This window comes from Streptomyces sp. HUAS MG91 (assembly GCF_040529335.1).
Classification (GTDB): Bacteria; Actinomycetota; Actinomycetes; order Streptomycetales; family Streptomycetaceae; genus Streptomyces; species Streptomyces tabacisoli.
In genome coordinates this window covers 2,352,136-2,377,559 of the sequence record NZ_CP159534.1, presented here as the reverse complement: position 1 = coordinate 2,377,559, position 25,424 = coordinate 2,352,136, and the positions used below count along the sequence as shown (strand labels likewise).

24 protein-coding genes, 1 pseudogene and 1 riboswitch are annotated in these 25,424 nt (G+C 72.2%); of the genes and pseudogenes, 16 read left to right on the top strand and 9 right to left on the bottom strand.

Features of this window, described 5'->3' with window-relative positions; genetic code table 11:
* Nucleotides 1-52 precede the first annotated feature (52 nt).
* Nucleotides 53-170, top strand: a riboswitch (SAM riboswitch).
* A gap of 187 nt (nt 171-357) precedes the next feature.
* The gene (locus tag ABII15_RS11010; RefSeq protein ID WP_353942113.1) at nt 358-1,734 is read left to right on the top strand and encodes an aminotransferase class V-fold PLP-dependent enzyme; all 1,377 of its coding nucleotides are present in this window, start codon (nt 358-360) and stop codon (nt 1,732-1,734) included.
* Between the two features lie 111 nt (nt 1,735-1,845).
* Here the strand turns inward: ABII15_RS11010 and ABII15_RS11005 are convergent, their stop codons facing one another.
* Nucleotides 1,846-2,127, bottom strand: a complete 282-nt coding sequence (locus ABII15_RS11005; RefSeq protein WP_353942112.1) for an Lrp/AsnC ligand binding domain-containing protein — start codon at nt 2,125-2,127, stop codon at nt 1,846-1,848.
* Nucleotides 2,124-2,834: a rhomboid family intramembrane serine protease gene (locus ABII15_RS11000; protein ID WP_353942111.1), complete on the bottom strand. Its 711-nt coding sequence runs from the start codon at nt 2,832-2,834 to the stop codon at nt 2,124-2,126. The genes ABII15_RS11005 and ABII15_RS11000 overlap by 4 nt, the downstream gene beginning before the upstream one ends.
* Nucleotides 2,835-2,993: 159 nt before the next feature.
* Here ABII15_RS11000 and ABII15_RS10995 point away from each other — a divergent pair, with 159 nt between their 5' ends.
* The 5 genes from ABII15_RS10995 (at nt 2,994) to ABII15_RS10975 (ending at nt 8,447) form a co-directional block, all read left to right on the top strand.
* Complete coding sequence (locus tag ABII15_RS10995; RefSeq protein WP_111661836.1) at nt 2,994-3,233, top strand: hypothetical protein; 240 nt, start codon at nt 2,994-2,996, stop codon at nt 3,231-3,233.
* Nucleotides 3,234-3,268: 35 nt separating this feature from the next.
* Complete coding sequence (locus ABII15_RS10990) at nt 3,269-4,627, top strand: NYN domain-containing protein (RefSeq protein WP_353942110.1); 1,359 nt, start codon at nt 3,269-3,271, stop codon at nt 4,625-4,627.
* Nucleotides 4,628-4,913: 286 nt separating this feature from the next.
* Nucleotides 4,914-5,939, top strand: coding sequence for an NlpC/P60 family protein (locus ABII15_RS10985; protein ID WP_353942109.1), 1,026 nt, complete (start codon nt 4,914-4,916; stop codon nt 5,937-5,939).
* A 229-nt stretch (nt 5,940-6,168) separates the two neighbouring features.
* Nucleotides 6,169-7,206 carry an NlpC/P60 family protein gene (locus tag ABII15_RS10980; protein WP_353942108.1) on the top strand — a complete coding sequence of 346 codons (1,038 nt, stop codon included), beginning with the start codon at nt 6,169-6,171 and terminating at the stop codon, nt 7,204-7,206.
* A gap of 35 nt (nt 7,207-7,241) precedes the next feature.
* A complete protein-coding gene (locus ABII15_RS10975; RefSeq protein WP_353942107.1) occupies nt 7,242-8,447 on the top strand; it encodes a hypothetical protein in 1,206 nt (401 codons plus the stop codon).
* A 4-nt stretch (nt 8,448-8,451) separates the two neighbouring features.
* On the opposite strand, the gene ABII15_RS10970 is transcribed toward ABII15_RS10975, so the two are convergent.
* Nucleotides 8,452-8,979 (bottom strand): PadR family transcriptional regulator, encoded by a 528-nt coding sequence (locus ABII15_RS10970; RefSeq protein ID WP_353942106.1) that lies wholly within the window; start codon nt 8,977-8,979, stop codon nt 8,452-8,454.
* Nucleotides 8,980-9,088: 109 nt separating this feature from the next.
* Here ABII15_RS10970 and ABII15_RS10965 point away from each other — a divergent pair, with 109 nt between their 5' ends.
* Nucleotides 9,089-10,420: an MATE family efflux transporter gene (locus tag ABII15_RS10965; RefSeq protein WP_353942105.1), complete on the top strand. Its 1,332-nt coding sequence runs from the start codon at nt 9,089-9,091 to the stop codon at nt 10,418-10,420.
* On the opposite strand, the gene ABII15_RS10960 is transcribed toward ABII15_RS10965, so the two are convergent.
* Nucleotides 10,384-11,625 (bottom strand): glycosyltransferase family 87 protein, encoded by a 1,242-nt coding sequence (locus ABII15_RS10960; protein ID WP_353942104.1) that lies wholly within the window; start codon nt 11,623-11,625, stop codon nt 10,384-10,386. The genes ABII15_RS10965 and ABII15_RS10960 overlap by 37 nt on opposite strands.
* 91 nt (nt 11,626-11,716) lie before the next feature.
* Here ABII15_RS10960 and ABII15_RS10955 point away from each other — a divergent pair, with 91 nt between their 5' ends.
* Nucleotides 11,717-12,868 carry a glycosyltransferase family 4 protein gene (locus ABII15_RS10955; protein WP_353942103.1) on the top strand — a complete coding sequence of 384 codons (1,152 nt, stop codon included), beginning with the start codon at nt 11,717-11,719 and terminating at the stop codon, nt 12,866-12,868.
* A gap of 102 nt (nt 12,869-12,970) precedes the next feature.
* Here ABII15_RS10955 and ABII15_RS10950 read toward each other — a convergent pair whose 3' ends face one another.
* The gene (locus ABII15_RS10950; RefSeq protein ID WP_353942102.1) at nt 12,971-14,767 is read right to left on the bottom strand and encodes a long-chain fatty acid--CoA ligase; all 1,797 of its coding nucleotides are present in this window, start codon (nt 14,765-14,767) and stop codon (nt 12,971-12,973) included.
* Nucleotides 14,768-15,067: 300 nt separating this feature from the next.
* On the opposite strand from ABII15_RS10950, the gene ABII15_RS10945 reads away from it, so the two are divergent.
* The 6 genes from ABII15_RS10945 to ABII15_RS10920 all read left to right on the top strand — a co-directional run bounded on the left by ABII15_RS10945 (nt 15,068) and on the right by ABII15_RS10920 (nt 19,946).
* The gene (locus ABII15_RS10945) at nt 15,068-15,829 is read left to right on the top strand and encodes a metallophosphoesterase (protein ID WP_353942101.1); all 762 of its coding nucleotides are present in this window, start codon (nt 15,068-15,070) and stop codon (nt 15,827-15,829) included.
* A 104-nt stretch (nt 15,830-15,933) separates the two neighbouring features.
* The gene (locus tag ABII15_RS10940; protein WP_353942100.1) at nt 15,934-16,377 is read left to right on the top strand and encodes an SRPBCC family protein; all 444 of its coding nucleotides are present in this window, start codon (nt 15,934-15,936) and stop codon (nt 16,375-16,377) included.
* A 51-nt stretch (nt 16,378-16,428) separates the two neighbouring features.
* Nucleotides 16,429-17,538: an ArsA-related P-loop ATPase gene (locus ABII15_RS10935; RefSeq protein WP_353942099.1), complete on the top strand. Its 1,110-nt coding sequence runs from the start codon at nt 16,429-16,431 to the stop codon at nt 17,536-17,538.
* 78 nt (nt 17,539-17,616) lie between these two features.
* Nucleotides 17,617-18,087 (top strand): DUF5304 domain-containing protein, encoded by a 471-nt coding sequence (locus tag ABII15_RS10930; protein ID WP_353942098.1) that lies wholly within the window; start codon nt 17,617-17,619, stop codon nt 18,085-18,087.
* A gap of 77 nt (nt 18,088-18,164) precedes the next feature.
* Nucleotides 18,165-19,118 carry an ROK family glucokinase gene (locus ABII15_RS10925; RefSeq protein WP_353942097.1) on the top strand — a complete coding sequence of 318 codons (954 nt, stop codon included), beginning with the start codon at nt 18,165-18,167 and terminating at the stop codon, nt 19,116-19,118.
* A gap of 66 nt (nt 19,119-19,184) precedes the next feature.
* Nucleotides 19,185-19,946 carry an endonuclease/exonuclease/phosphatase family protein gene (locus ABII15_RS10920; RefSeq protein ID WP_353942096.1) on the top strand — a complete coding sequence of 254 codons (762 nt, stop codon included), beginning with the start codon at nt 19,185-19,187 and terminating at the stop codon, nt 19,944-19,946.
* A 1-nt stretch (nt 19,947) separates the two neighbouring features.
* On the opposite strand, the gene ABII15_RS10915 is transcribed toward ABII15_RS10920, so the two are convergent.
* From ABII15_RS10915 to ABII15_RS10900, 4 genes and pseudogenes are all read right to left on the bottom strand, one after another.
* Nucleotides 19,948-20,970 (bottom strand): CU044_5270 family protein, encoded by a 1,023-nt coding sequence (locus ABII15_RS10915; RefSeq protein WP_353942095.1) that lies wholly within the window; start codon nt 20,968-20,970, stop codon nt 19,948-19,950.
* Nucleotides 20,963-21,593, bottom strand: a pseudogene (locus ABII15_RS10910) (RNA polymerase sigma factor). The gene ABII15_RS10915 and the pseudogene ABII15_RS10910 overlap by 8 nt, the downstream one beginning before the upstream one ends.
* A gap of 147 nt (nt 21,594-21,740) precedes the next feature.
* Complete coding sequence (locus ABII15_RS10905) at nt 21,741-22,337, bottom strand: hypothetical protein (protein ID WP_353942094.1); 597 nt, start codon at nt 22,335-22,337, stop codon at nt 21,741-21,743.
* Nucleotides 22,330-23,148, bottom strand: coding sequence for an alpha/beta fold hydrolase (locus tag ABII15_RS10900; RefSeq protein WP_353942093.1), 819 nt, complete (start codon nt 23,146-23,148; stop codon nt 22,330-22,332). The genes ABII15_RS10905 and ABII15_RS10900 overlap by 8 nt, the downstream gene beginning before the upstream one ends.
* A 208-nt stretch (nt 23,149-23,356) precedes the next feature.
* Here ABII15_RS10900 and ABII15_RS10895 point away from each other — a divergent pair, with 208 nt between their 5' ends.
* Both ABII15_RS10895 and ABII15_RS10890 read left to right on the top strand, forming a co-directional pair.
* Nucleotides 23,357-24,154 (top strand): 1-acyl-sn-glycerol-3-phosphate acyltransferase, encoded by a 798-nt coding sequence (locus ABII15_RS10895; protein WP_353947021.1) that lies wholly within the window; start codon nt 23,357-23,359, stop codon nt 24,152-24,154.
* 29 nt (nt 24,155-24,183) lie between these two features.
* Nucleotides 24,184-25,404, top strand: coding sequence for a DUF5931 domain-containing protein (locus ABII15_RS10890; RefSeq protein ID WP_353942092.1), 1,221 nt, complete (start codon nt 24,184-24,186; stop codon nt 25,402-25,404).
* Nucleotides 25,405-25,424: the final 20 nt, after the last annotated feature.

The following is a 25,424-nucleotide window of genomic DNA, read 5'->3' as shown; positions in this document are numbered from 1 at the left end:
AGATGGACTGCGCCCTTGCCATTCGGGATACGTGTGGCAGGATCATCTACAAGGTCATGAGTGACAGCGATCGAGGCCCCAGCCCGCTGTCCGGCAACCCTCCGTCCGTGGCGGGGTGCCCTGGGTGAAGACCAGGCCGTAGGCAGCGAGGTCTATGGCAAGCGCGGACCCCTGCACACCCTGGGGTCCTGGTCCTCAAGGGAGCAGTCTCGTGAGCAAGCGAATGCGATAGGGCGTTTCGGCCCCGCCTCTGCGTACCCGTTCCACTTTTCTTTCCATGCCGTCGAGCCCTGTTCCGTAGCGCTCAGTCGTGGCTTCGGCATGGTCAATTCGCTTACCGCGCCAGGGAGTTCACCCATGTCTGTTTCCGTCGACGCTGCTGCCTGTACCTCTGCCCCCACCGACATCGCGGCCCCGCTGCCCGTGCTCGGCCGGGACGTCACCGTCCCGCTCGTCACCGGCGGCGAGGTGACCTACGCGGCCCTCGACTACGCCGCCAGCGCGCCGGCCCTCCAGCGCGTGTGGGACGACGTCGCCGCGTACGCCCCGTACTACGGCAGCGTGCACCGCGGCGCCGGGTACCTCTCCCAGCTCTCCACCGACCTCTTCGAGAACTCCCGGAAGACCGTCGCCGAGTTCCTCGACTGCCGTGAGGGCGACCAGGTCGTCTTCACCCGGTCGACCACCGACTCGCTCAACCTGCTGGCCGCCGCGCTCCCCGCCGACTGCCAGGTCTTCGTCTTCGAGACCGAGCACCACGCCTCGCTGCTGCCGTGGCGCGACGCGCGGGTCACCTACCTCAACGCGCCCCGCACCCCCGACGAGGCCGTCGCCACCCTGGAGCGGGCGCTGGCCGACCGGGACCCGTACGGCCCGGCCCTCGTCTGCGTCACCGGTGCCTCCAACGTCACCGGTGAGCTCTGGCCGGTGCGCGAGCTGGCGGCGGCCGCTCACGCGCACGGTGCCCGCATCGTGCTCGACGCCGCCCAGCTCGCGCCCCACCACCCCGTCTCCGTCCAGGACCTCGACGTCGACTGGGTCGCCTTCTCCGGCCACAAGCTGTACGCGCCGTTCGGCTCCGGTGTGCTCGCCGGACGCTCCGACTGGCTGACCGAGGCCGAGCCGTACCTCGCCGGCGGCGGCGCCTCCCGCAAGGTCGCCCGGCGCGCGGACGGCGGCGTGGACGTGGAGTGGCACGACAGCGCCGCCCGGCACGAGGCCGGTTCGCCGAACGTCATCGGCGTCTACTCCATCGCCTCCGCCTGCAAGGCGCTCACCGAGGCCGGGTTCGACAGCCTCGTCGCGCGGGAGCAGGAGCTGATCCGCACGGTGCGCGACGGGCTCGCCGCCGTGCCCGAGGTGAAGGTGCTCTCGCTGTTCGGGGACGACGCCCCGCGCGTCGGCGTCATCTCGTTCGTGGTGGAGGGCTGGAACTCCTCGCACTTCGCCGCCGCGCTCTCCGCCGAGTACGGGATCGGCGTGCGGGACGGGCTGTTCTGCGCCCACCCGCTCGTGCGCACGCTGCTCGGCTCCGACCCGCAGACGCAGGGCGAGTGCGGGGCGCCCGAGGCGGCGCCCGGGGAGAAGTCGCTGAACGCGATCCGGGTCAGCTTCGGCGCCGGGACGCCCGACGAGCACGTCGAGCGGTTCGTCGCGGCCGTCACCGAGCTGGTCCGGGACGGTGCCGCGTGGAGCTACCGCACCGAGCAGGGGCGGTGTGTTCCGGCGTCGTGAGGCTCGGCCGATCATGAAAGCCGCAGTCGCGTCTGCCTGGTTCGTGGGCAGTGCGTCTGCGGCTTTTCAGTGGTTGCTCGCGCAGTTCCCCGCGCCCCTGGCGGGGCGCTTCTAGCCGTCCAGGCCGATGGCGAAGGCGGCTTCCAGGTCGTGCTGGGAGTAGGTGCGGAACGCGACGTGGGTGTCCGTCGCCTCGACGCCCTGGATCTTGCTGATCCGGCCGGGGATGACATCCGCGAGGTCGTCGTGGCGGGCGACGCGGACCATGGCGATCAGGTCGTAGGTGCCGGTGACGGAGAAGACCTCGCTGACGCTGTCCAGGGCCGCGATCGACTCCGCGATCTCGGGGATCCGGTCCACGCTGGTCTTGATGAGCACGATCGCGGTGATCACGGCTGGCTGTCTCCCTCGGTGGCCGTGGCATGGGTCGCTTCAACCTTAGCCCGGCCCCTGTACCGCACCCACGCGTAGAGGAACCCGAGCGAGAAGCCGACGAGGTGCGCCAGATACGCGACCGCGGGCCCCTGGGTGTCCTGGCCCGCGGCCGCCCACTGCAGCGCCACCCAGAACGGCAGCACCACCCAGGCCGGAAAGCGCAGCGGCAGGAAGAGGAGGAACGGGAACAGGCTCGTCACCCGCGCCCCGGGGAACAGGTACAGGAAGGCGCCGAGGACCGCCGAGATCGCCCCGGAGGCGCCGACCAGGCTCTGGTCGGAGTCGGCGTGCGCGAGCGCGTACGCGAACAGCGCCAGATAGCCGGTGATCAGGTAGAAGAGCGCGTACTGGACGCGGCCCATGCGCTCCTCGGCCATCGCTCCGAAGACATAGAGGAAGAGCATGTTGCCCAGCAGGTGCAGCCAGCTGCCGTGCACGAACAGAGCGGTGAGCGGGGTGAGGGCGGCCCGCGCCGATCCCGTGAAGAGTTCGGCGGGCACCACGCCCCAGCGATCGAAATAGGCGGTCTGTTCCGTGAGCAGGCGGGCACCCGTGCCATAGGTGGGATTGAAGCCCGAGGCGGGGGAGAGCACGAAGACCCCGCAGCACAGCGCGATGATGCCGTACGTGACCGGGGCCGGGTGCTCCCTGAGGAATGCGGTCACTTTTCCGAGTTTTCCGGTCGTGTCGCGCCCGTCGCCGATCATGGGAAGAGCATGACGCAAGGCGGGGAGCGGGCGGCGTACGGCAGGCCGTAGGGTTACGGGCAATACAGCAAGCACCACGCACCACGCCGTGCACGCGCGAGGAAGAGATGCTCTGAGATGACGGTTCCCCTGCCGACCGCCACCACCCGCTGGCGCTGCACGCTGTGCGGCAACCTGACGCGGTTCGACGTGACGCGCTCCTCGAAGGTCGTCGAGTACGTCCATCTCGACCTGGCCGGTGAGCCGAAGGTCGAGGAACGCGACGTGGTCAGTGAGACCATCGAGTCGGTCCGCTGCCGCTGGTGCAACGCGGTGGACCAAGTGGAACTTGTCGACAGGCCGGGCACCGACTCCTGACGGAGCCGGTGCACTCGAGACAGTTGGGGTGACGGATGGTGCAGAGCACGGGCGGGGAGGCCAAAGACCCTGAGCCGGCCGCCGCCGAGGTGCTCGACCGGCCGCTGCCCGAAGGCGTACGGCGTCGGGTCGTGCAGATCGTCTCCGACGGTTTCGGCGGGCTGACCGTCGGCGAACTTCCGCCGCAATTGCGGCAGTATGCCCGCTTCACCCCCACGCGGCGGGCCAAGTTCGCGGGCAACGCGATGGCCGCGGCCGTGGAGAGCGACACGATCTTCCGGCAGCGGATCGCCGAGCGGTTCCGTGAGGCGCAGCCCGAGCTGGCGGGCGCCCTGGAGTCCGGCTCGCCGCCGCCCGCCGCCGACCCCCTCGACGTCGCCGCCGCCGCGTACGTGCTGCGCCCCACGGGCTGGGTCAAGCTCGTCGCCGCCGCCGGCGAGGAGGCGCAGCGCGCCGACGCCGAGCGCGCCGACGAGGAGACCCGCGCCGAGCTGGAGCGGCTGCGCGCCGAGCTCGCCGAGGCGCAGACCCAGACCAGGACCGAGACGGAACGGTTGCGCACCGAGCTGGACGCGGCCCGCCGCGAGACCGACGCCGTGCACCGCAAGCTGCGCTCCGCGCAGAGCGACGTCAAGCGCGGCGAGGCCGCCGTGCGCAAGGCGCGCGGCGAGATCGACGCGGCGCGGGCCGAGGCGCAGGCGCAGGTGTCGGCCGCCGAGAGCGAGACGCGGCGGCTGAAGGGGCGGCTCGGCGAGGTCGAGGCGGCCCTGGAGGCCTCCCGGCGCGCGGCCCGCGAGGGGCGCAGCGTCGAGGACATGCGCGTACGGCTGCTCCTGGACACCGTGCTCGAGGCCGCCCAGGGGCTGCGCCGGGAGCTGGCGCTGCCGCCCGTGTCGGCGCGGCCCGCCGACTCCGTGGACGCCGTGGAGCCGGGGAAGATGACCCCGAAGGACATCGCGGCGCGCGCCCTGCACGAGCACGACCCGGCGATCCTCGACCAGTTGCTGGCGCTGCCGCAGGCCCACCTCGTGGTCGACGGCTACAACGTCACCAAGACCGGCTATCCGACGATGCCGCTGGAGAAGCAGCGGCTGCGGCTGCTCGGCTCGCTCTCGCAGCTGGCCGCGCAGACCGGCGCCGAGGTGACCTGTGTCTTCGACGGTGCGGAGCTGGCCGCGCCGGTGCTGCTCGCGCCGCCGCGCGGGGTGCGGGTGCTGTTCTCCAAGGCGGGTGTCACGGCCGACGAGTTGATCCGGCAGCTGGTGCGCGCCGAGCCGCCCGGCCGGCCGGTGATCGTCGTCTCGACGGACCGCGAGGTCGCCGACGGGGTGGCGAAGGCAGGTGCGCGTCCGGTTGCGTCCGTCATGCTGCTGAAGCGCCTCTCGCGGGGCTGATGTCCCCATTCGGCGGAACTGCAACCTCCGTTCCGCTTGCCCGAATTGGCGAAACCTTCACGCAACGTAGCGTCAAAGCGACATCACTGCATGTGAGTTGAGTGCAAAGAATGCAGCCGGTGACCGAGATTTTTCCCGACAGGATTTGAACTGATCACAAGTAGGTCACTAGGGTCGGGCCTCGAACCTCCGCTCGGTTGATCACTCACATGAGGTGAGTGACGGTGGAGGGGCACCGCCCATCGGGTGTTCTTTGGGCGGCTGGAGGAAGAAGGAGCTCGCCTTCGTGGCGTCCCACCGTCGACCCAAGCAGCCGAGCCGCACCCGCGTGACCGTGCTCACCGCGACCGCCGCCGCTGCCGTGGCCCTTACGTCGCAGGCGGCCAACGCCGCCCCCAAGCCCGACAAGAGCGAGGTCAAGGCCAAGGTCGACAAGCTCTACGAAGAAGCGGGGAAGGCCACCGACCTCTACAACGGGGCCAAGGAGAAGCAGAAGAAGCTCGAGAAGGAGATCGGCGACCTCCAGGACAAGGTCGCCCGCGAGCAGGACGAGCTCAACGAACTGCGCACCGGCATCGGCGCGATGGCCAGCGAGCAGTACCGCTCCGGCGGCATCGACGCCTCGGTCCAGCTCTTCCTCTCCGCGAACCCGGACGACTACCTCGACAAGGCGTCCACCCTCGACTCGCTCTCCGCGCAGCAGCTCGAGTCGCTGAAGAAGGTCCAGGCGAAGCAGCGCACGCTCGCCCAGGAGCGCGCCGAGGCCGCCGAGAAGCTCAAGGACCTCGCCGACACCCGCACCGAGCTCGGCAAGAAGAAGAAGGAAGTCCAGGGCAAGCTGGGCGAGGCGCAGAAGCTCCTCAACTCCCTGACCGCCGCCGAGCGCCAGCGGATGGCCGACGCCGAGACCCGCGCCAGCCGCTCCGCCGCGAGCCGCGTCGACCTCGGCAACGAGGCGGCCGCCTCCAAGTTCGGCGCCGCCGCCCTGAGCGCCGCCGCCACCCAGCTCGGCAAGCCGTACGTCTCCGGCGGCACCGGCCCCAACTCGTACGACTGCTCGGGCCTGACCCAGTTCGCGTACAACCAGGCCGGTGTCGGCATCACCCGGACCACGTACACGCAGCAGAACGACGGCACCAAGATAGGCATGAGCCAGCTCAAGCCCGGTGACCTCGTCTTCTTCAACAACCTCGCGCACGTCGGCCTGTACGCCGGCAACGGCCAGGTGCTGCACGCCCCGCACCCCGGTGCCGTCGTCCGCTACGAGTCGATGAGCACGATCGGTTCGTTCCAGTTCGGCGTCCGCATCTGATCCTCGTACCAACGGCCTGAGGAGATCGGAAAACGCGCCCGTTCGGGCGAATCCCGACACCTCTCGCTGACCCCGCGCCCCGCCCATGACCTGCGTCAGAGGCGGGGCGCAGGTGTGTGCGGCCCGTGCAGGGTCTTTGGTCGGGGGGTGGTCGCGCGGCTACTGTCGGCCCGCACTTCCCCCGAGCCCAAGCGTGGGGGACCGTCAGCGGAAGGGAGAGCTGCCGCCCGTGGGGTCCCATCGCCGTACAGCGCACTCTCGGCAGTCAGGATTCGAGCTCGGTACGCGTGTCACCGTCCTGACCGTGGCCGCGGCGGGAGCCGCCGCCGCGCTCGGCGGCGCCGCTCCCGCGGGCGCCGCGCCGCAGGACAGGCCCGCCGACACCAAGGCGGAGGTGGACCGCCTCTACGAGCAGGCGGAGCAGGCCACCGAGTCCTTCAACAAGGCGGACGAGCGCGCCGGCCGGCTCCGCAAGGACCTGGCCAGGACCCAGGACGAGGTGGCCCGCGGGCAGGAGCGCATCAACAGGATGCGGCAGGCGCTCGGCATGGTCGCCGGGGCGCAGTACCGCAGCGGCGGCATGGATCCCTCGCTCGTCCTGATGCTCTCCTCCGACCCGGAGGGCTATCTCGACCGGGCCGGCACGATGGACCGGATCAGCGCCCGGCAGGCCGACGAGCTCGCGGAACTGCAGGACGCCCAGCGGCAGTTGGCGCAGCAGCGGGCCGAGGCCCAGCAGCAGCTCGCCGAGCTGGAGCAGAGCCGCAAGGCCGTCGCCCGGCACAAGCACACCGTCGAGAAGAAGCTGGCCAAGGCGCGGCGGCTGCTCAACTCCCTGGCGGCGCCGGACCGGGCCGCCTACGAGCGGGCCTCGCGCGGCGGCGCCCGCCCCGACCTGGCGGGCGCGGGCCCGGCCTCCTCGGCGCGTGCCGCGGCCGCCCTGGCCGCCGCCCAGTCCGCGCTCGGCAAGCCCTACGTCTGGGGGGCCAGCGGGCCCTCAGGGTTCGACTGTTCGGGCCTGACCCAGTGGTCGTACGCGCAGGCGGGCGTCGGCCTCCCGCGCACCTCGCAGGAGCAGCGGTACGCGGGGCGGCAGGTGTCCCTGTCGCAGGCCCGGCCCGGCGATCTGGTCACCTACCGCAGCGACGCCAGCCACATCGGCATCTACGCGGGCAACGGGCAGGTGATCCACGCGCCCTACCCGGGCGCCGCGGTCCGCTACGACCCCGTCGGCATGATGCCCGTCTCATCCGTGACCCGGCCGTAGGTACTCCGGCCCCGCTCCACCGTACGATCGGAAAGATGGCTGGTCGTCGGCGTGCGATGAGCAGGGCGGGCTCCTTGGTGGCGCTCGGCGCCCTGCTCGTCGCCGTGCCCGCGTGCGGCGGGGGCGGGGCGCCCGCGGACGCCCGCTCGACCGCCGTGCAGCACGTCCTCGACCGGCGGGCCGCGGCCGTCGTCGCCGGGGACACGACGGCGTACCGGGCCACCGGGGACGCGGACCCGACGCTCCTGTCCGACCTCGCCGAGGTGCCGCTCGACGGCTGGAGCTACCGGCTCACCCGGCTCGGCCGCACCGAGCACGCCCGCGCCACCGCCACCGCCGAACTGCGCTACCGCGTCGAGGGATACGACAAGGCCCCCGTCGTCACCGAGCGCACGCTCACGCTCCGGCAGCGGGCCGGGCACTGGTACGTCACCGGCGACCGGCCCGCGAAGAAGTCCGCCGAGCAGCTGTGGGAGCAGGGCCGGGTGACGGTGGTGAAGGGCGCGCACAGCCTGGTCCTCGGCGTGGGCCAGCGCCGCGCGGTGCTCCGCTCCTACGCCGAGGACGCGGACGACGCGGTTCCGGCCGTGGACAGCGCGTGGGGCACCGGCTGGGCGCGGCGCGTGGTCGTCGTCGTCCCCAAGTCGCTGGACGGCATGGGCGGGCTGCTGGGCGCGCCGGCCGCCGGCTACCAGGGGATCGCGGCCGTCACGACGGGCGAGGCGGGCGGCTCGGGCACCGCGCCCGCGGACCGGATCATCGTCAATCCCGAGGCGTACAGCGTGCTCGGGTACTTCGGCAAGCAGGTCGTCCTCACCCACGAGACGACGCACGTGGCGACGCGCGCGGACACCTCGGCGGCGACCCCGCTGTGGCTGTCGGAGGGGTACGCGGACTGGGCCGGGTACCGCGGCAGCGGCCGCACTCCGGCCCAGGCCGCGCCCGAGCTCCAGCGCGCGGTGCGCGGCGGCTCGGCCCCCGGCTCCCTCCCGGACGACGCCGACTTCGGCTTCAGCGGCGACTCCGCCGATCTCGCGCAGGCCTACGAGAGCGGCTGGCTGGCCTGCCGGATGATCGCCGACGACTGGGGCGAGGGGAAGCTCAACGCCTTCTACAAGGCGGTCGGCGGGCACCGGCAGCGGGCCGGTGCCGTGGACGGCGCGCTCCAGAGCGTGCTCGGCATCGACGAGCGGGAGTTCGAGGCGCGCTGGCGGGCCTACGTGCGCGACCAGCTGGGCTGAGCCGTCAGCCGTCGAGCGCGGTGAGGGCTTCGCGCAGCCAGGCCCGCTCGGCCCGGCCCGTCGCCCGCGCCACCTCCAGCATGCCGCGCCGGAACAGGTCGTCCGGCTCCTCCGCGCGCACCGGCCGGCCCTCCGCGTCGTAGAAGAAGCTCGTGGGCGTCTCCAGGAACTCCAGGCGGCGGCGCAGGACCGCGGCCTGCTCGGCGGGGTCCGGCAGATGGCGCAGGAACGCCAGGAGCGTGTTGAAGCGGGTGTGGTCGCTGATCTCGGTGTCCTTCGGCCGGCGGAGGCGGTCGAGGAGGTGCGCGCGGCCCGCGCCGGTGAGCGTGAGCACGCGCCGCCGGGCGGCCCGGGTGCCCGGCGCCGTGTGCTCGTCGAGCAGGCCCGCCGCCACGAGCCGGGTGATCGCCGGATAGAGCGCGCCGTCGCTCACCGGGCGGACATGGCCGCTGAGCGCGGTGATGCGCTCCTTCAACTCATAGCCGTGCAGCGGCCGTTCACAGAGGAAGCCGAGAATCGGCAGCTCCAGCACGCGGCCTCCGTCCGGGTTTGTGAATGGCTCGGCGCCCATGCTACCTCTTTTCGAGGTAATAGGTACCTCGAATCGAGGCATAGGGGCTGGGATGGGAACCGGGGCGGGAATGACGGACGCCGAACACCGCAGGACACTCATCGGGCTGGCACGGCCCGTCTACTTCTCCCTGCTCGCCTCCGTGGCGGCCGGGATCATCAACACCGTGTGGGTCGCCCGGCTCGGGGGCGACGCCGTCGCGGCCGTCGCCGTCGCCACGAACGTGGAGAACGTGCTGCTCGGGGTCGCCCTCGTCTTCGGCTCCGGCACCACCGTGCTGGTCGCCCACGCGCGGGGCGCCGGCGACTCCGGCGCGGTGCGGGCCGCGGTGCGCGGCGGGGCCGGACTGTGCGCGCTGGTCGTGCCGCTCGTCGTGGCCGGGGGCTGGCTGTTCCGGGCGGACCTGGCGCGGCTCGTGCTGGGCGGCGGGGACGAGCAGGGCGCGCTGCGGCTCGCCACGTCGTACTTCGCGGTCTCCATGCCCGGCATGGCCGTCTTCTTCGCGCAGCAGTTCGTCGACGGGATCCTCAAGGGCGCGGGCGACACCCGCACCCCGATGCGGCTGGCGCTGCTGGCGAACGGCCTGATCCTCGCCGCCGACCCGCTGCTCATCCACGCGTACGGGGTCGTGGGCGCCGCTGTCTCCACGGTGGCGGCCCGGCTGGTCGCCCTGGCCGTGGGAGTGGTGGTGATGCGGCGCGACGCGGTGCTGCGCGCGGCGCGGACGGCGGCCGCGGGGGAGCGGCTGACCGCCTCCGTGCGGCGCACCCTGCGCACCGGCCTGCCCATGTCCGCCGACTTCACCGTGCGGCAGACGGGCGCGCTCGCGCTGGTCGCGGTCGTGGCCCGGCTCGGTGTGACGTCGGTGGCCGCGTACGCCGTCGCCTACAAGATCCTCTACGTCGCGACGATGGCCGCCTACGCGGTGCGTCAGGCCGCCTCCATCCACACCGCGCACCGCCGGGGCGCGGGCCACGACGAGTGCGGGGCCGTCGGGCGGCAGGCGGTCCTGGTGGCCGGGGCGGTGGGGCTCGTCGCCGCCGGGCTCTTCCTCGTCCTCGCGCCGTGGCTGCCGCGGGCGTTCGGGGCGCCGGACGCCGTCACCGCCGAGGCCGCCCTGTTCCTGCGCTGCGTGGGCCCGTACCTGGTGCTGATGGCCGCCTTCATCGCGCTGGGCGGTGTCTTCGAGGGCAGCGGCGGCGCGGGGCGGGTGCTGCGGGTGACGGTGCTGGGAACGGCCCTGCAACTCCCGTGCGCCTTCTGGCTGTCAGAGCTGTGGGGGCTGCCCGGGGTGTGCGCCGCGCTCGGCGCCGCCATGGCCGTGCAGTGCGCGGCCCTGCTGGTCCTGGCCCGGCGGACGGCGGCTCAGGAGGCGATCACCGAGTTCTCGCGGGCGGCCTGAGCGGGCAGCTGCCGCCGCTCGGCCCGGCGCGGTTCGGTCACCGTCGCCCGCCACAGGCGGCGGCAGGCCGACAGCGACGCCACGACCAGCAGGCCGTTGCGGACGAGCAGCAGGGTCAGGCCCAGCGCGTCGCTCGCGACCACGTGCGAGAACCAGATCGGGAACTCCAGGAAGGTGACGAACGTGGCCGCGAGCACCAGCCACACCGGCAGCGTCATCCGGCTCTCGCGGAACAGCAGGCAGACCGCCGCGAGCCCGACCAGCCACAGCATGTACTGCGGGCTGATGACCCGGCTGGTCGTCGTGAACAGCAGCACCGCCGTGAGCGCCGCGTCGGCGAGCGTGGCCGGTCCCCAGGCGCGTGCCTTGAGCCGCCACAGCAGCAGCCAGCCGAAGGCGAGCGCGGTCAGTACCTGGGCGAGCATGCTCACGAGGTCCACGTACGGGCCGAGGAACTCCACCGAGCCGTAGTTCAGCTGCACCGTGCCCGACCAGCCGAACTGCCGCGCCACATGGAAGACGAGCGAGCCCAGCGACTCGACCTCGGTGCCCCGGTCCCGCTGGAAGGTCAGGAACGCCATGGCGCCGGGCATCGCGACGACGAAGGCCAGGACCAGTCCGCCCACCGTCAGCGCGGCGGCGCCCCACGACTCCCGGGTGGCCCGGCCGCGCCGGGTGCCGAGCAGCAGCAGCGCCGGCCACACCTTCAGCATCGCGCCGATCGCGGCCAGCACCCCGGCCGCCTTCGGGTGCCGGGCCGCGGCGAGCACCGCCGCGACCGCGACGGCGGTGACCATCACGTCGTAGCGCGCGTACACCGTCTGCCCGAGCAGCGGCAGACCGGCGACCCACACCCACACGCCGCGCCGCGACGCGCCCCGGCGGTCGGACATGTGGAGCAGCATCAGGAAGACGACCGCGTCGGCGAGGAAGGCGAGCAGGAAGAACGCGGAGGCGTAGGCGAGGAACGGCAGCAGGGCCGGGGAGAGGATCGCGACCGCCGCGGCCGGCGGGTACTGCCACGTCACGTCGTCCAGAGGGAACGTTCCGGTACGCAGGATGTCGAACCAGCCGTGGTAGATCACCGAGACATCGCTGGTCACGTCCGGTCCGGGAACGACGACGACCTTGAAGACGCAGAGCAGCAGCAGGGTCCTGGTCAGCGCCCAGGTGAACAGGAGTGCGGTGGGATTTCGCGTCTTCATTCGAGTCATCATGCCGGGGAGAACTGTGCCGTGGCCATGGAACCCGGCGGCGTGGCGCGATCCGCCGCCCCGTTCGGTACTGTCGGCGGCGATGCACCAGACACACAAGACGCTGCTCGTGACCAACGACTTCCCGCCCCGCCCCGGCGGCATCCAGGCGTTTCTGCACAACATGGCGCTGCGGCTCGATCCCGAGCGGCTCGTCGTGTACGCCTCGACGTGGAAGCACGGCCGGGAGGGCGCCGAGGCGACCGCGGCGTTCGACGCCGAGCAGCCGTTCACCGTCGTACGCGACCGTACGACGATGCTCCTGCCGACGCCGCGGGTGACCCGGCGCGCGGTGGGCCTGTTGAAGGAGCACGGCTGTACGTCGGTGTGGTTCGGGGCGGCCGCGCCGCTCGGGCTCATGGGCTCCGCGCTGCGCAAGGCCGGCGCGCGGCGGCTGGTCGCGACGACGCACGGGCACGAGGCGGGGTGGGCGCAGCTGCCCGCCTCGCGCCAACTGCTGCGCAGGATCGGCGAGTCGACGGACTGCATCACCTATCTGGGCGAGTACACGCGCTCCCGGATCGCCGCGGCGCTGACGCCCGAGGCAGCGGCGCGGATGGTCCAACTGCCGCCCGGGGTCGACGAGAAGACCTTCCACCCCGGATCCGGCGGGGACGTGGTCCGGGCCCGGCTCGGGCTGGCGGACCGGCCCGTCGTCGTGTGCGTCTCGCGGCTCGTGCCGCGCAAGGGGCAGGACACGCTGATCCTGGCCATGCCGCGGATTCTGGCCTCGGTGCCGGACGCCGTGCTGCTCGTCGTCGGGGGCGGGCCGTACGAGAAGGAGCTGCGGCGGCTCGTCGTGGAGACCGGGGTCGCGGATTCCGTGCGGTTCACCGGATCGGTGCCGTGGGAGGAGCTTCCGGCGCACTACGGCGCCGGTGACGTGTTCGCCATGCCGTGCCGGACGCGGCGCGGGGGCCTGGACGTCGAGGGGCTCGGCATCGTCTATCTGGAGGCCTCCGCCACCGGGCTGCCCGTGGTCGCCGGGGACTCCGGCGGGGCGCCGGACGCCGTGCTCGACGGGGAGACGGGGTGGGTCGTCCGGGGTGGCTCCCCCGAGGAGGCGGCGGACCGGGTGGTGCCGTTGCTGCTCGATGCCGAGTTGCGGGCGCGGATGGGGGAGCGGGGGCGCGCCTGGGTCGAGGAGAAGTGGCGCTGGGACCTGCTCGCCGAGCGCTTGCGGGAGCTGTTGTAGCGCTGGGTCCGGGTCGTTCGTCCGCGGCCCGGTGGGGCTTCTCGCGCAGTTCCCCGCGCCCCTGAGGGCGAGCTTCGCTCGCTTCAGGGGCGCGCTGAACGGTCAGGCCCGGTAGATGGCCTCGATCTCGTCGGCGTAGTCCTTCGCCACAACGTTTCGCTTCAGCTTCAGCGACGGCGTCAAGTGCCCCGACTCCTCGGTGAACTGCGCCCCCAGGATGCGGAACTTGCGGACCGACTCGGCCTTGGACACGGCGGCGTTCCCGTCGTCCACCGCCGACTGGATCGCGGCCAGCAGATCGGCGTCCTCGCGCAGCGACGCCACCGTCGACCCGGAGGGCTTGCCGTGGTCGGTGACCCACTTGCCGAGGAACTCCTCGTCGATCGTGACGAGCGCGCCGACGAACGGCCGCCCGTCCCCGACGACCATGCACTCGGCGACCAGCGCGTGCGCGCGGATGCGGTCCTCGATGACGGCGGGGGCGACGTTCTTGCCGCCGGCCGTCACGATGATCTCCTTCTTGCGGCCGGTGATCCGCAGGTACCCGTCCTCGTCGAGGGTGCCGATGTCACCGGTGTGGAACCAGCCGTCGGCCAGGGCCTCTTCCGTCGCGCCCTCGTTGTTCCAGTAGCCCGTGAACAGGTGCTCGCCGTGCAGCAGCACCTCGCCGTCGTCGGCGATCCGGACCACCGAGCCCGGCAGCGGCTGGCCGACCGTGCCGATCTTCTGCCGGTCCCACGGGTTGAAGGCGGTGGCCGCGCAGGACTCGGTGAGGCCGTAGCCCTCCAGGACCGTGAAGCCGATGCCGCGGAAGAAGTGGCCGAGCCGCTCGCCGAGCGGCGCGCCGCCGGAGATCGCGTACTCGCCGCGCCCGCCGAGCACGGCCCGCAGCTTGCTGTAGACCAGCTTGTCGAACGTCTTGTACTTCAGCTTCAGCGCCAGCGACGGGCCCTTGGGGGTGTCGAGCGCGCGGCTGTACTCGATCGCCGTGTCCGCGGCCTTGTCGAAGATCCTGCCCTTGCCGTCGGCCTGCGCCTTGGCCCGCGCCGAGTTGTAGACCTTCTCGAAGACACGCGGGACACCGAGGATCAGGGTCGGGCGGAAGGCCGCCAGCTCGTCGGTGAGGTTCTTGATGTCCGGGGCGTGGCCCAGCTTGATCGGGGCCATCAGCGAGGCCACCTGCACCAGCCGGCCGAAGACGTGCGCCACCGGGAGGAAGAGGAGGACCGAACACTCGCCCGTGCGGAACAGCGGCTTCAGGCGCTCCACCACATTGCCGCACTCCGCGAAGAAGCTGCGGTGGGTCAGCACACAGCCCTTGGGGCGGCCCGTGGTGCCCGAGGTGTAGACGATGGTCGCTGGGTCGTCGGCCTTGGCGACGGCGCTGCGCTCGTCGACCGTGGTGTCCGGCACCTCGGCGCCGGCCCGGTTCAGCTCCTCGACCCCGCCCGCGTCGATCTGCCAGACGTGCGCGAGGTGCGGCAGCGTGCCGCGCACGGAGTCGACGGCCGCGGAGTGCGCGTCCGACTCGACGACGATCCCGACGGCGCCGGAGTCACCGAGGATCCACTGGATCTGCTCCGGCGAGCTGGTCTCGTAGACCGGGACGGTGACCGCGCCCGCGCTCCAGATGGCGAAGTCGAGCAGCGTCCACTCGTAGCGCGTACGGGACATGAGGCCGACGCGGTCGCCCGCCTGCACACCGGAGGCGATCAGGCCCTTGGCCGCGGCGCGGACCTCGGCGAGGAAGGCGGTCGCGGTGACGTCCTGCCAGGTACCGTCGGTCTTGCGGCCGATGACGGCGACGTCCGGATGCTGCGCGGCGTTTCTGCGGACGATGTCGGTCAGATTGCCGTCGGCAGGGACCTCGTACAAAGCCGGAAGGCTGAACTCGCGCAAGACTGCTGCTCCTCATAGGGCGCCGGCGCCACGACTCTGTGTGCTGCGTCGGTGCGGTCCAAGATCGGGCAGGTGCTCAGTCCCTGAACTGGTCGATCTGGTTGAACTGAGCACGACTGGACTGCCCGGACGTTACCCACCAGTACTGCTTTTTCGGTAGGGGGTCCAGGCCAGATGTTCGCTGCGTCACACGTCACGGCGGTGCTCTGCGCACAGTAGTCCAGGAGTTTCCCGACTCGGAAGTAACCGCAGGTCCGGCGGGCTCTACCCACCTTAGGCCGGTCGTCCTAGGGTGATCGCATGCGCGTTCATGTGGTCAGCGATGTGCACGGAAACTCCACCGACCTCGCACGGGCCGGAGACGGGGCGGACGCTGTCGTCTGCCTCGGTGACCTGGTGCTCTTCCTCGACTACGCGGATCACTCGCGCGGCATTTTCCCGGACTTGTTCGGAAAGGCGAACGCCTCCCGTCTCGTGGAGTTGCGCACCGCCCGCCGTTTCGACGAGGCACGGGAGTTCGGAGCGCGCCTGTGGGCGGGCGTCGACCGTAGGCCCGCCATCGAAAAAGCCGTGCGCAAGCAGTACGCGGAGCTGTTCGCCGCCTTCCCCACGCCGACGTACGCCACGTACGGAAATGTCGACGTCCCCCACCTGTGGAGCGAGTACGCCGGGCCGGGCACGACCGTGCTCGACGGACAGCGGGTCGAGATCGGCGGCCGCGTCTTCGGCTTCGTCGGCGGCGGCCTGCGCACCCCGATGCGCACCCCGTACGAGATCGACGACGAGGAGTACGCCGCGAAGATCGAGGCCGTCGGCGAGGTCGACGTGCTGTGCACCCACATCCCGCCCGAGGTGCCCGACCTGGTGTACGACACCGTGGCGCGGCGGTTCGAGCGCGGCAGCCGGGCCCTGCTCGACGCCATCCGCCGGACCCGCCCCCGCTACTCCCTGTTCGGCCACGTCCACCAGCCGCTGGCCCGGCGGATGCGGATCGGCGCCACGGAATGCGTCAACGTCGGCCATTTCGCGGGTTCGGGCAGGCCCTGGGCCCTGGAGTGGTGACGGCGCGGCCACTCGCGCGCGATAGCCTGCACGCGACGCGCACGCACGTCAGCACCCCAGCGCGGCACACCCACCCCTGACCGGTATCCGGAGGAGCCACGGCGATGGCGGAACACACCAGTTCGAGCATCACGATCGAGGCGGCACCGGCCGATGTCATGGGGGTGATCGCCGACTTCGCCCGCTATCCGGACTGGACGGGCGAGGTGAAGGAGGCCGAGGTCCTCGAGACCGACGACGCCGGCCGCGCCGAGCAGGTCCGGCTCGTCATGGACGCCGGCGCGATCAAGGACGACCAGGTCCTGAAGTACACCTGGACCGGTCCGAACGAGGTGTCCTGGTCGCTGGTGAAGTCGCAGATGCTGCGCTCCCTCGACGGGTCCTACGTCCTCACCCCCACCGGCTCGGGCACCGAGGTCACCTACTCCCTGACCGTCGACGTGAAGATCCCGCTGCTCGGGATGATCAAGCGCAAGGCCGAGAAGGTCATCACGGACCGCGCGCTCGCCGGACTGAAGAAGTGGGTGGAGTCGGGCGCCGCCAAGTAGCGCCCCCGGCCCCCGGAGGGCCGTGCCGACCTGACGGTAGCCTCAAGGCTCATGCGCACCCTCTTCGTCACCGGCCCCGGCGGTTCCGGCACGACGTCCGTCGCCTCCGCCACCGCTCTCCGGGCCGCCCGGGACGGCGCGCGCGTCCGCCTGATCGGTTCGGACCCCACGGGCACCGCGGACGATCTCCCCGGCGTCACCGTCACCCGGCTCACCCCGGCCGACGACTTCCGCGCCGATCTGCTCGCGCTCCAGGAGCGGGCCGCCTCCGGACTCGATCTGCTGGGCGCCTCCCGGCTCGACGGCGACGAACTCACCGCGCTGCCCGGAGCCGAGGAGCTGGCCCTGCTGCGCGCCCTGCGCGACAGCGCCGACGGACCGTACGACCTCGTCGTCGTCGACCTCCCGGCCGCCCCGCACGCCGTCGCCCTGCTCGCCCTGCCCGAGCAGCTGCGCCGCTATCTGCGCCGGCTGCTGCCCGCCGAACGGCAGGCCGCCCGCGCGCTGCGGCCCGTCCTCGGCCGGCTCGCCGGAGTGCCGATGCCCGCGGAGTGGCTGTACGAGGCCGCCACCCGCTGGGACGGCGAACTCGCCGCCGCGCAGGCCGTGATCGACGCCGCCGACACCTCCGTACGCCTCGTCGTCGAGCCCACCGAGGCCGCCGCCGAGATCCTGCGCACCACCGTCGCCGGGCTCGCGCTGCACGGGCTGCGCCTCGACGCGGTGCTCGCCAACCGCCTCCTGCCCGACGGCTCCACCGACCCCTGGCTCGCCGACGCCGCGGCCCGGCAGCGCAAGATCGTCGCCGAGTGGCAGCACGAGACGCACGGGATCGCGCACCTGGGGCGCGACCCGCGCCCCGCCGACCTGGACGTGCCGCCGCCCACGGCCGCCGTACCCGCGGTGACCTGGCCCGTCGAGGACCGGCTCGCGGACGACGGCGTACTGGTCTGGCGGATCCCGCTGCCCGGCGCCGTCCGCGAGGAGCTGAGCCTGGTGCGCCGGGGCGACGAGCTGGTCATCGGGGCCGGCCCCTTCCGCCGGATCGTCCCGCTGCCCTCCGCCCCGCGCCGCTGCACCGTCGCCGGAGCCGGTCTGGTCGACGGGGAACTGTGCGTACGGTTCGCGCCCGACCCGGATCTGTGGCCGCAAGCACGGTGAACCCCTTGCACCCGTTCGGGTAACGTCGAAGATGCAACCGGTTCAGGAAACACTCAGCTCTCCGCAGGAGTCAGCGCCATGAGCGACGCCACCGAGAAGCCCGTAGACGCCGATGCGTGGGAGAAGGCGTGTGCCGAGGACCTCGCTGAGGAGAAGGCCCGCCGCCGCGCCGAGCACGGGGCGCCGCCCGGCTCGGCCGCCGAGGAGCTGAAGAAGCTCGTCGACGCGGTCGCCGACAAGATCTCCGAGTTCTCCGGTCTCTCCGGCGGCCAGGCCCCCTTCCTCGGCTCCGTCGCGCAGGGCACCGCCGAGCAGGTCGCCCGGCAGGTCGTGCGGCAGGCCAGGTCCGTCGTCGAGCCCGTCATCGAGCGCAACTCCGACGTCTTCGACCACCTCGCCGCCGCCGGGTCCGAGCTGCTCGCCGCCTACCGCTCCGCGGTCGAGGGCCAGGAGCGGCGCTGGACCAAGGGTTCCCAGGAGCCCCGGCCGCCCCAGCCCCGCAAGGGGCAGGACGAAGGCCCCGGCGGGGAGCAAATCGACCTCGACTGAACCCCGGCGAGCACCTGCCGTCCGCAGGCGCTCAGGTACGGTGGGCCGTAGCGGGGCTCGACCGAACTGAGGGATTCATGGGACTCACCATCGGCGTCGATATCGGCGGCACGAAGATCGCGGCCGGCGTGGTCGACGAGGAGGGGAACATCCTCTCCACGTTCAAGGTGCCGACGCCTTCCACGCCTGACGGGATCGTGGACGCGATCGCCTCGGCCGTGGAAGGTGCCAGGGCCGGACACGAGATCGTCGGCGTCGGCATCGGTGCCGCCGGATACGTCAACCGTCAGCGCTCCACCGTGTACTTCGCGCCGAACATCGACTGGCGCCAGGAGCCGCTCAAGGAGAAGGTCGAGGGCCGCGTAGGCCTGCCCGTCGTCGTGGAGAACGACGCGAACGCGGCGGCCTGGGGCGAGTACAAGTTCGGCGCCGGCAAGGGCCACCGCAACGTCATCTGCATCACGCTCGGCACCGGCCTCGGCGGCGGCATCATCATCGGCAACAAGCTGCGCCGCGGCCACTTCGGCGTCGCCGCCGAGTTCGGCCACATCCGCATGGTGCCGGACGGCCTGCTGTGCGGCTGCGGTTCGCAGGGCTGCTGGGAGCAGTACGCGTCCGGGCGCGCCCTGGTGCGCTACGCCCGCCAGCGGGCCAACGCGACGCCGGAGAGCGCCGAGTACCTGCTGTCGCTCGGCGACGGCACCCCCGAGGGCATCGAAGGCAAGCACATCTCCATGGCCGCCCGGCAGGGCGACCTGGTGGCCGTCGACTCCTACCGCGAGCTGGCCCGCTGGGCCGGCGCGGGCCTGGCCGACCTGGCCTCGCTCTTCGACCCGTCGGCGTTCATCGTCGGCGGCGGCCTGTCGGACGAGGGCGAGCTGGTCCTCGACCCGATCCGCAGGTCGTACAAGCGCTGGCTGGTCGGCGGCAACTGGCGGCCGGTGGCCGACGTGATCGCGGCCCAGCTCGGCAACAAGGCGGGCCTGGTCGGCGCCGCCGACCTGGCGCGGGAGCCCGACCCCGTCATGTGACATCCGTACGGCCCGGTGCCCGTCGTTCCCCCCGGGGGCGGCGGGCACCGGCGTATCTTGATCGTCATGGACTCCGGCTCCCTCAGAGATCTTTCCGAACTGCCCAACTCCGGTACGGAACCCGACGGTTCGGCCGTCATCCGCGTCCTCAGCTACAACATCCGCTCGATGCGCGACAGCCCGGTCGCCCTCGCCCGGGTGATGAAGGCCTGCGCCCCTGACCTGGTGCTCATCCAGGAGGCGCCGCGGTTCTTCCGCTGGCGCAAGCAGCTCGCCCGGCTCGCCCGCGCCGCGAACCTGGTCTACCTCTCCGGCGGCGGCAGCGCCGCCGGGCCCGCGCTGCTCTGCTCCCTGCGCGCCACCGTCGAGCGCACCGAGGACGTGCTGCTCCCGCTCACCCCCGGCCTGCACCGACGCGGCTTCGCCACCGCCGTCGTACGGTTCGGCGGCGCACGGCTCGGCGTGATCAGCTGCCACCTGAGCCTGCAGAAGGACGAGCGGTACGCGCAGGGCGGGCTGCTGCTCGACCGGATCGCGGAGCTGGGCGTCGAGCACGCCGTCGCGGGCGGCGACCTCAACGAGCGGCCGGACGGGCGGACCTTCCGGCGCCTCGGCGCGGCGCTCCAGGACTGCTGGGCGAAGGCGCCCTGGGGCGGCGAGTACACCTCGACGCCGGACGACCCCCATCAGCGGATCGACGCGATCCTGGCCACCAAGGGCGTGGAGGTGCTGGGGTGCGGGGTGCCGGACTTCCTCGACACGGACGAACTGAGGGCGGCCACGGACCATCTGCCGGTCCTGGCCGCCCTCAGAATCCCCGCCGCGTGAGCTACGGGCGCTGCTTCACCTTGTCGGTGATCGCCCAGCTGTCCAGGTAGGAGAGCTGGGTGTACGTCTTCTTCTTCGCGCCGTCACCGGAGGAGCGGTCGTCCTCGGAGCCCAGGAACTCGTAGGTCCTCGGGTCGAAGATGAAGTAGCCGCCGAAGCTGGTGACGCCCTTGGGGAGCGTCGGGTCGTCGTACGTGATCGCCACGCCGGTCCGGCCCTTCGCGTCCTTCTGGTTCGGCACCGTCTTCACCCCCGGCACCTTGCCGAGGGCCTCGAACGCCGCCGGGCGCAGGCCCTCGGGCATCACCGGGACGAGCTTGAGCAGTCCGGCGAGGCTGAAGTGGATGAGGGACCAGTCCTGGTCGGTGATGCCGTCGAGCGAGCCGTTCCTGGCGGACCCGCCGGTCTTGTGGAGCAGCGAGAGGATCAGCCTGTCCGGGTCGGTGGGCAGCTTCTCCAGCGTCCGCCAGTCCTGCGGCGGCCAGGAACTCTCGTTCTTCTTCAGGGGCTCCGACCACCAGCCCTTGCCGATCTCCATGATCCAGGAGCGCTGCGAGCCGTCGACCGAGCGCCAGATCTCGTCGACGTACGTCCTGGTCCCGCCCGTCTTCCGGTTCGTCTCCTTGACGATCTCCTTGGTGTAGATGAACTGGTCGTCGCGCGGTGGTGTCGTGGGGGCCTGGGAGTGCTCGCGGTCGTAGGCGGCGGCTCCGGTCAGCACGGTCCGGGCCGACACCGGCCGCATCGCGGGCTGTTCGGTCCGCTGGGCCGTGGCCGGCCGGGCGGCGGCGGAACCGCCGTCGTCGCGCACCGCCACCAGCACGGTCGCGGCGATCGCGGCTGTGGCCAGGCCCGACACGGCGATCCGCGGACCGGTCCGCTGCCACAGCGGGCGGCGGCGGGTCTCCATCGCGGACAGCAGGCGGGTACGGACCCGGTGGCGGGCGGCGGGGTCGAGGGGCGCGGCGTCCCCCTCCCAGGTGCTCAGTTCGTCGAGGGCCAGATCGAATTCGCGGTCAGTCATGGGCGGATGCCTCCCGGAGGGCGGTCGGAGCGGTCGGATCGGTACCGCCCAGTGCTTCACGCAACGCGCTGCGAGCCCGGCTCAGGCGGGACCTGACCGTGCCCACCGGCACCCCCCAGGGCCTCGGCCGCCTCGTCATAACTGAGGTCGGTCCAGGCCACGAGCAGCAGCACGTCCCGCTGCCGCGCCGGCAGGGCGGCGAGGGCGGCCGCCAGTTCCCGGCGCAGATCGTGCGCGCCGGCCCGGGACACCGCGCGATCGGCCACCGGCTCCTCGTGCTCGACCGGCTCCGGCAGGCGGGACAGCGCCTTGAAGCGGCGCGCCTCCGCCCTGCGGTGCCGGCCTACGAGGTTGGTGGCGATCCCGAAGAGCCACGGGCGGGCGTCGTCGGATCTGGCCGGGTCGAAGCGGTGGCGCTGCTTGAAGGCGGTGGTGAAGGTCTCCGCGGTCAGATCCTCCGCCGCTTCGGGGCCCAGCCGCCGCGCCGCGTAGTGGTGCACGGCGTCGGCGTACCGGTCGAAGAGGGCGGCGAACTGCTCGGGCTCCTCCCGCGACCGTTCGATCGCCCGGGCATCGCTCTCGCCGTGCGGATGCGGCCGATGCTCCCGGGGTCCGACGGCCATCGGGGCTCCTTTCGTCCGTGTGAACGCCTTGAAGGCTTGGGCTGGTTCACCGGTACTTCGCCGCAGACCCCGATCGGGTTCCCTCCGGCACGACGAAGGCCCGGCCGGAAAGCTCCGGCCGGGCCTCGGTCCTCGTACACCCGCGGGTCAGACGACCGCGCCGCGCCCGGGGTCGTCGTCCTCCTCGTCGCCCGGCTGCATCCGGGCGACCAGCGTCGCGAAGCCGCCGAGGAAGCCGCCGATGCAGAGCGTCGCCAGCCACCAGGTCATGTCCCAGCCGAGCAGCACCGCGAGGAGCAGCAGCAGCGGGCCGCCGACCACGGCCAGCCAGGCGAACTTCGAGGTGACGTCGGCCTCCGGGAGCTCCGGGTCCGGCTGGACGAAGTGGCCCTCGTCGTCGTCCCCGAGGTCGTCGTCGGACGGCTCGGACGCCGAGTAGTCGCGCGGGCCCGGGGTCGCGGCGACACCCGGGGCGAAGGAGACCGAGGAGCCGAGCGGCCCCGGGGTGTCCTCGCGCGGTCCGGAGTCGGGGGAGTCATTGGTCTCGGGGTCGAGGAGCGCCAGGTCCTCCACCGACTTGAAGGGCTTGGCGCCCGGCGGGTCCGGCGGCTCCTCCCCGTACCCGGCGACGATCGCGGCCCACGCGGCGTCCTCGTCGGCCGGCAGCAGCGGGTCGGACTGCTGTCCGTCCGGCTGCTCCGGCTCGTGGTTCTCGGGGTCCCGCCGCTCCTCCTGCTCAGCCACCGCTGGCCGTCCCTTCCGCGCTCTCGCCGGGGCCTGTCCCGCCCTCGCCGGAGGTCTGGCCGGCGCGGGGGGCGATCCGGTCGATGAACGCGACGCTCTCGTCGAAGATCCGGTCCGCGTCATGGTCCAACGTCGCGACGTGGTAGCTCTGTTCCAGCAAAATCTCGGTGACGTCCGTCGACGAGACACGGCTGAGCACGCGCGCGGAGTCGGCGGGCGGCACCACGTGGTCCCGCACGCTGTGCAGCACCACCAGCGGCTGGGTCACCTGCGGCAGCTCACGGTCGACGAGCCGGAAGAAGTGGCGCAGCTGGTGCGCGGCGTGCAGCGGCACCCGGTCGTAGCCGACCTCCTCCGAGCCCTCCTTGGCGATGTCGCTGGCGATGCCCTTGATGCTGGGGACCAGATGCCGCGCGACGGGGAGCGCGTGCGCGGCCAGGCCGTGCACCTTGTTCCCCGGGTTCACCAGAACGAGACCCGCCACGTCGTCCCCATGGCGGGCCGCGAGCCGCAGCGCGAGCGCGCCGCCCATCGACAGACCGAAGACGAAGACCCGCGCGCAGCGCTCCCTGAGATCGCGAAGGGCGCGGTCCACCTCCGCGTACCAGTCCTGCCAGGCGGTGACCGCAAGGTCCTCCCAGCGGGTGCCGTGCCCGGGCAGCAGGGGGAGCGAGACGGTCAGACCGCGCTCCGCCAGATACTCCGCCCAGGGGCGCAGGGACTGGGGTGTTCCGGTGAAGCCGTGACAGAGGAGGACGCCGATCTCGCCGCCGTCGTGGCGGTACGGCTCGGCTCCAGGAAGGACCGGCACCTTCGGTCTCCTGTTCGTGGGTATGTCGGGGGCATCGGGGCATCGGGAGTGAGGTCTTCACCGTACGCGACCGGACTGACACCGACCAGGGTCGTCGGGCCCTCCGGCGGCCCTGCGGGTTAAGGTCTGATCCTCGGGCCGATCCGCGTACGTGTCCGTGTACGGGGTCCGGGGAACGAGGGAAGGCAGAGGGTTGATCTACGGCGCAATGAAGGTGGCCATCGGGGGGCCGCTCAAGCTCGGCTTCCGGCCGTGGGTGGAGGGTCTGGAGAACATTCCGGCCACCGGCCCGGCGATCCTGGCCAGCAACCACCTCTCCTTCTCCGACTCCTTCTTCCTGCCGACGATGCTCGACCGCAAGGTCACCTTCATCGCGAAGGCCGAGTACTTCACCACTCCGGGGGTCAAGGGCAAGCTGACGGCCGCCTTCTTCAAGGGCGTCGGGCAGTTGCCGGTGGACCGCTCCGGTTCGCGCGGCGCGGGCGAGGCCGCCATCAAGAGCGGCATCGAGGTCCTGGAGCGCGGCGAGCTGTTCGGCATCTACCCGGAGGGCACGCGCTCGCCCGACGGTCGGCTCTACCGCGGCAAGCCCGGCGGTCTCGCGCGCGTGGCGCTGGCCACCGGCGCGCCCGTCATCCCGGTCGCGATGATCGACACGGAGAAGATCCAGCCGCCGGGCAAGGTGCTGCCCAAGCTCATGCGCCCGGGCATCCGCATCGGCAAGCCGCTCGACTTCACCCGCTACCAGGGCATGGAGGGCGACCGGTTCGTGCTGCGGGCCGTGACCGACGAGGTCATGTACGAGATCATGAAGCTCTCCGGCCAGGAGTACGTCGACATGTACGCGACCGCCGCCAAGCGGCAGATCGCGGAGGCGGCGAAGGCCGAGAAGGAAACACAGAAAGAAGCACAGAAAGAAGCGCAGAAGGAAGCGCAGAAGGAAGCGCAGAAGTCCGGGGAGAAGGACGGGGAGCGGGGCAGACGGGAATTGCCAGACAGGCCCTAGCGGCGCCGTCTTTTCGGGGGGTGGGGGACATGGGGAGCGCGACCCGGCGGGAACGCGTGGTGCGGATGTCGGTGGAGCAGCCGCTGTGGCGTGCCCTGACGGCCTACCGCGTACTGACGGTGGTGTACGCGATCGGGCTCTTCGCCTCCGCGTACGAGGTGTACGAGCGGCCCTGGGTCGGCATCGCCTACTACGCCGTGCTCGCGGTGTGGACCCTGGCGACGCTGCCCCAGGTGTCGGGCGCCCGGCGCTGCACCAAGCGGTTCCTCACCATCGACCTGGCCGTCGCGGTCACCGGCATCCTGCTCTCCCCGGTCGCGGGGCACGAGCGGGCGGTCACCGGCGGCTCGACGCTGCCGTCGATCTGGACGGCGGGCGCGGTCCTCGCCTGGGCGCTCAAGGGCGGCTGGCGCTGGGCGGCCTTCGCGTCGGTGCTGATCGGCGCGGCCAACGTGGTGCAGCGCGGCGACATCAGCCGCAGCACCGTCCACAACGTCCTGCTGGTCTGCATCGCCGGCATAGCGATCGGCTACGTGGTCGAGGTGGCCCGCGCCTCCGAGCGCACCCTCGCCCGCGCCCTGGAGATCGAGGCCGCCACCCGGGAGCGGGAGCGGCTGGCCCGCGACATCCACGACAGCGTGCTCCAGGTCCTCGCCATGGTGCAGCGGCGCGGCACCGCCCTGGGCGGCGAGGCCGCCGAGCTGGGCCGGATGGCGGGCGAGCAGGAGATCGCGCTGCGCACCCTGGTCGCCGAAGGGCTGCGCCAGCCGTCCCGCGCCTCGGAGGACCTGTCCCAGGGGGCGGTCGTCCGGGCCGTCACCACCTATGCCGAGGCCGACGCGCCGCCCGGTACCGAAGGACCGCGGGACCTGCGCCCGCTGCTCGCCCCGCACGCCAACGCCCTGACCACCTTCTCCGCACCCGGCACCGCCGTGCTGATGCCGTCCGCCGCCGCCCGCGAACTGGCCGCCGCTGTCAGTGCCGCCCTGGACAATGTGCGACAGCACGCGGGTGAGGGAGCGCGGGCCTGGATCCTGGTGGAGGACGAGCCGGAGGCGGTGATCGTGACCGTACGGGACGACGGACCCGGCATCCCGGAGGGCCGCCTCGCCCAGGCCGAGGGCGAGGGCAGGCTCGGCGTCGCCCAGTCCATCCGGGGCAGACTGCGCGACATCGGCGGCACCGCCGAGCTGATCTCCGTACCCGGTCAGGGCACCGAGGTCGAACTGCACGTACCGAAGAAGAAGTGAACCGGCCCGGCAGGGCCGCA

Coding starts and splice junctions, on each gene's coding strand:
- ABII15_RS10890 (WP_353942092.1), top strand. CDS start 24,184: ATGGGGAGCGCGACCCGGCGGGAACGCGTGGTGCGGATGTCGGTGGAG.
- ABII15_RS10930 (WP_353942098.1), top strand. CDS start 17,617: ATGAGCGACGCCACCGAGAAGCCCGTAGACGCCGATGCGTGGGAGAAG.
- ABII15_RS10925 (WP_353942097.1), top strand. CDS start 18,165: ATGGGACTCACCATCGGCGTCGATATCGGCGGCACGAAGATCGCGGCC.
- ABII15_RS10965 (WP_353942105.1), top strand. CDS start 9,089: ATGACGGACGCCGAACACCGCAGGACACTCATCGGGCTGGCACGGCCC.
- ABII15_RS10920 (WP_353942096.1), top strand. CDS start 19,185: ATGGACTCCGGCTCCCTCAGAGATCTTTCCGAACTGCCCAACTCCGGT.
- ABII15_RS10990 (WP_353942110.1), top strand. CDS start 3,269: ATGGTGCAGAGCACGGGCGGGGAGGCCAAAGACCCTGAGCCGGCCGCC.
- ABII15_RS10975 (WP_353942107.1), top strand. CDS start 7,242: ATGGCTGGTCGTCGGCGTGCGATGAGCAGGGCGGGCTCCTTGGTGGCG.
- ABII15_RS10935 (WP_353942099.1), top strand. CDS start 16,429: ATGCGCACCCTCTTCGTCACCGGCCCCGGCGGTTCCGGCACGACGTCC.
- ABII15_RS10995 (WP_111661836.1), top strand. CDS start 2,994: ATGACGGTTCCCCTGCCGACCGCCACCACCCGCTGGCGCTGCACGCTG.
- ABII15_RS10895 (WP_353947021.1), top strand. CDS start 23,357: ATGAAGGTGGCCATCGGGGGGCCGCTCAAGCTCGGCTTCCGGCCGTGG.
- ABII15_RS10945 (WP_353942101.1), top strand. CDS start 15,068: ATGCGCGTTCATGTGGTCAGCGATGTGCACGGAAACTCCACCGACCTC.
- ABII15_RS10960 (WP_353942104.1), bottom strand. CDS start 11,625: ATGAAGACGCGAAATCCCACCGCACTCCTGTTCACCTGGGCGCTGACC.
- ABII15_RS10955 (WP_353942103.1), top strand. CDS start 11,717: ATGCACCAGACACACAAGACGCTGCTCGTGACCAACGACTTCCCGCCC.
- ABII15_RS10915 (WP_353942095.1), bottom strand. CDS start 20,970: ATGACTGACCGCGAATTCGATCTGGCCCTCGACGAACTGAGCACCTGG.
- ABII15_RS10940 (WP_353942100.1), top strand. CDS start 15,934: ATGGCGGAACACACCAGTTCGAGCATCACGATCGAGGCGGCACCGGCC.
- ABII15_RS11010 (WP_353942113.1), top strand. CDS start 358: ATGTCTGTTTCCGTCGACGCTGCTGCCTGTACCTCTGCCCCCACCGAC.